The organism is Trichloromonas sp., from assembly GCF_041583255.1.
GTDB lineage: Bacteria > Desulfobacterota > Desulfuromonadia > Desulfuromonadales > Trichloromonadaceae > Trichloromonas.
In genome coordinates this window covers 1-3,846 of the sequence record NZ_JBFHGD010000265.1, presented here as the reverse complement: position 1 = coordinate 3,846, position 3,846 = coordinate 1, and the positions used below count along the sequence as shown (strand labels likewise).

The 3,846-nt window shown below is 54.2% G+C and carries 2 protein-coding genes and 1 rRNA gene; 1 reads left to right on the top strand and 2 read right to left on the bottom strand.

All coding sequences use genetic code 11. The features are described from left to right. Positions 1 to 98 (top strand): 5S ribosomal RNA (gene rrf, locus ABYV89_RS15235); the annotation flags it as partial. Positions 99 to 218: 120 nt separating this feature from the next. Here the strand turns inward: rrf and ABYV89_RS15230 are convergent. Both ABYV89_RS15230 and ABYV89_RS15225 read right to left on the bottom strand, forming a co-directional pair. Further along, positions 219 to 1,586: a sigma-54-dependent transcriptional regulator gene (locus tag ABYV89_RS15230; RefSeq protein ID WP_432823787.1), complete on the bottom strand. Its 1,368-nt coding sequence runs from the start codon at positions 1,584 to 1,586 to the stop codon at positions 219 to 221. A gap of 30 nt (positions 1,587 to 1,616) precedes the next feature. Continuing rightward, positions 1,617 to 3,846 (bottom strand): ATP-binding protein (locus tag ABYV89_RS15225; protein WP_432823786.1); only part of this gene is annotated, 2,230 nt, incomplete at its 5' end.

The following is a 3,846-nucleotide window of genomic DNA, read 5'->3' as shown; positions in this document are numbered from 1 at the left end:
GAGTCACACCTGTTCCCATTCCGAACACAGAAGTTAAGCCCTACAGCGCCGATGATACTGCATGGGTAACTATGTGGGAAAGTAGGTCGCCGCCGAAATTTATTCGCAAAATGGCCCGCCTCAAGTTGAGGCGGGCCATTTTGCGTTTTAAATCTGCTGACAGTGTCAGATATGTTTACTGCCGGTGTTGCATAATACGCCAGCAGTAAATAGCCCTTCTATTTTTTCAGTTCAATGCCAAAGCTTTTGATCTTTCGGTGGAGGTTGGAGCGTTCAATCTCGATAGCTTCGGCCGTTCTGGAAATATTCCAGTCATTTTCTTCAAGTTTCTGGATCAGGAAATCCTTTTCAAATTCTTCTTTGGCTTCCCTGAATGTGGCTACATCGGCGATTAATGAAGTAGCCGGACGGGGTTCTGCCGTTTTTCGGGAAAATGTAGCCGCGGGCAGGTGGCGTTCCGTTATCTCCTTTTCCTGCACCATGATCACCAGTCGCTCGATGATATTTTTCAACTCACGAACGTTGCCCGGCCACGAATAGTTGACGAGCAATTCCATTGCCGGGGGGGATACCGTCTTGATCTCCCGGCTTTCTTTGCTGCAGTACAGTTCGAGGAAATGTGTGATCAGTTTGGCGATGTCTGATTTGCGTTCACGAAGCGGCGGTACATCGAAAGGGAGAACATTGAGCCGGTAAAACAGGTCCTCGCGAAAGTTACCCTGGGTGATTTCCTCGGCGAGATCCTTGTTGGTGGCGGCGATAACCCGGACATCGACTTCGATGGTACGGCTGCCGCCGACCCTTTCGAATTTTCGTTCCTGCAGGATCCGCAGTACCTTGGCCTGGGTTTTCAGGCTCATGTCGCCGATTTCATCGAGAAAGAGGGTGCCTTCGTTGGCCAGGTCGAATTTGCCTTTGCGCAGGGCGGTCGCCCCGGTGAAAGCGCCTTTTTCATGGCCGAACAGTTCCGATTCGATCAGTTCTTCGGGGATGGCCGCGCAGTTCACTTCGATGAAGGGTTTGCTGGCTCGGCTGGAAAGGGTGTGAATCGCCCGGGCGACCAGTTCTTTGCCGGTCCCGTTTTCGCCGGTAATCAGTACCCACCCCGAGGTCGGGGCGGCGATGGCAATCTGTTCCTTCAACTGGCGGATCGCCGGGCTGTCGCCGATCATTTCATGTTCCTTGGCGATCTTGGCTTTCAGGGAGCGGTTTTCCTCGACCAGTTGCCCGACCGTCAACGCATTCTGCACCGACAGGAGCAGTTTCTCCAGTGACAGGGGCTTTTCGATGAAGTCATAGGCTCCGAGCTTGGTGGCCTTGACCGCCGTTTCAATGGTTCCGTGACCGCTCATCATGATCACCAGTTGTTCCGGGCAGACTTCACGTATCTTGCGGAGGGTTTCAATGCCGTCCATTCCCGGCATCCAGATGTCAAGCAGGACCAGATCGGGAATTTCATCGCGCAGCAGCGCAATCCCCTGTTCGCCGTTTTCGGCGGATATCGTGCGAAACCCCTCGTCCTGGAGAATGCCTTGCAGGCTTTCGCGAATGCTTTCTTCGTCATCGACGATAAGAATGCTTTTCATGCAGTTTCCTTGCTTGATGAAAGTGAAGCCTCAGGCGTTCGGGGCGCTGTCGGTGACGGGCAATTCGACAATGAACCTGGTGCCTTTGGGGGAATTGTCTTTGACCCGGATGTAGCCGTTGTGGTCCGAGATGATGGTCGAGACTATGGCCAGGCCCAGGCCTGTGCCGGTTTTTTTTGTTGAAAAGTAGGGTTCAAAAAGACGCGGCTTGTCATCGGGGTTGATGCCGCAGCCGTTGTCGGCAACGGTAAAGGTGACCATTTGCAGCGGCGCATTGTAGCTCGTCTCAATGGCGATGGCCGCACTTTCAATTTCGTGGACGGCACTGACGGCATTGTCGAGCAGGTTGATAACTACCCGCTTGACCTGCTCGCGATCGAGATTGAAAAGGGGAACGCCGGGGTCCGGTTCGAAGGTGAAATGGATTTCCTTGTGCCCCTCCTGGTAGAGGACCAGGGCTTCGTTTATGACTTCGTTGAGGTTGTTGAGCGCCGGGTTGCTGGCCGGCATCCGGGCGAAGTTGGAGAACTCGTTGACCAGATTTTTTAATTCATCGACCTGGGTTACGATCATCCGCGTGCACTCGTCAAACACCGTGTCATCACTGCTGAAGCGGTCGAGGTAGCGGCGTCTGAGGCGCTGGGCCGAGAGTTGGATGGGGGTCAGCGGGTTCTTTATCTCGTGGGCGATGCGGCGGGCCACTTCGCGCCAGGCCGCCATGCGCTGCGCCTTGATCAGATGGGTCAGATCGTCGAAGACGACAACCGTGCCCATGAATTCGTTATTCTCATCCCGCAAGGTGGTGACGTTGAACAGGAAGGTCACCTTGTTTTCCTGAACCGGGAGGCTGACCTGCTTGCGGATCGAGTCCTTACCTGAAATCATCAGGTCCTTGAGGAATTCCTTGACCATCGGTAGATGTTCATTGCTGACCACTTCGCGGAAGTTTTTTCCGACGACTTTTCCGGTCTGAATTTTGAGCAGGCTTTCGGCCGACTTGTTGATCGTGGTGATGCGGCCTTCCTTGTCGACCGAGATGACACCGGCGGTGACGTTTTTCAGGACGATTTCCATGTAGCGCCGGCGCTGGTCGATCTCCAGGTTCGACGCCTGCAGCTCCAGGTTGGCCTCCCTGATTTCCTGCTGCCCTTGGCGCAGGTCGGTGGTCATCTGGTTGAAGGCTTTAACCAGGGTGCCGACTTCGTCATCGCTGACCTGTTCAATGTGTACGTTGAGGTCGCCGTCGGCCACGCGGTTGGTGGCGACGGCGAGTTCCTGAATCGGGTCGGTGATGCCGCGGGCGAGGTGAAAGCCGAACCAGGTGGCCAGAAAAATAATGACCAGGGCGATCAGCAGCAGGACGGCGACGTAGCCTTTCTTGATCTTGTTTTTAAGCAGCTTGGTGTTTTTGTACTGTTCGAAGGATGAGGAGATCTCCTTCATTTTGCTGACCAGCGAGTAGGGTACGTAGTAGTTGACCACGACAACCGCAACGATGTCCTTCGGGTTCCAGTTCGACTGGACAGGGACGATGCCCCTGATCAAATCCGCCTTGCCAATAGGGGTGATGCGGGTGAAGCGGTTGCCCTGTAGCCCTTCCCGGATATTGTCGGATCCCGGATCGGTAAAGTTGGCGGCCGGCACCTGGGGATTGGATGCCCGCACCAGTTCCTCATAGGTGGAAGAAAAAACCTCGACGACTCCGAGATTGTATTCCTGTTGTTTTTCCTTTATCACCTCAACCAGTTTCGGCAGGTTCTCCTCGTTGAGCAGTTTGTCCTTTTTGATGATGCGAGCCAGTTGATCGGCATAGTAGAGGGCATTGGCCGCCGAGTTCTTGTAGTAGGTCTGGGCCACCTCCAGTGATTCCTGCAGCGAGGTTTCGATCTGGGTGTTGAACCAGTTTTCAATCGAGTTGGTGATGAAGCCGGCCGAGACGAAAAAGAGCAGCATCGTGGGAATCAGCGACAAGGAAACAAATGCGACAACCAGCTTGGTTCGCAGGCGCGATCCCGGCACATTTCGGCGCCGTTCGAGAATCAGCTTAAAGAGGTTTCTGAATACCAGGAAAAGAAACAGCAAAATCAGCAGGATGTTGACGTTGATCAGCGCCAGGACCAGAATGGTATTGGACAGCGGCAGCTTGGACGAGAGTTCAAGTAGCTGGGTCTCGAAATTCGAGAAGATGACAACAAGGGTGATGATCAGGAGGATGAGCAACCACTCGCGCCGGCGTTTGCGGGTTTCCGTTTTATCTCGT

Coding starts and splice junctions, on each gene's coding strand:
- ABYV89_RS15230 (WP_432823787.1), bottom strand. CDS start 1,586: ATGAAAAGCATTCTTATCGTCGATGACGAAGAAAGCATTCGCGAAAGC.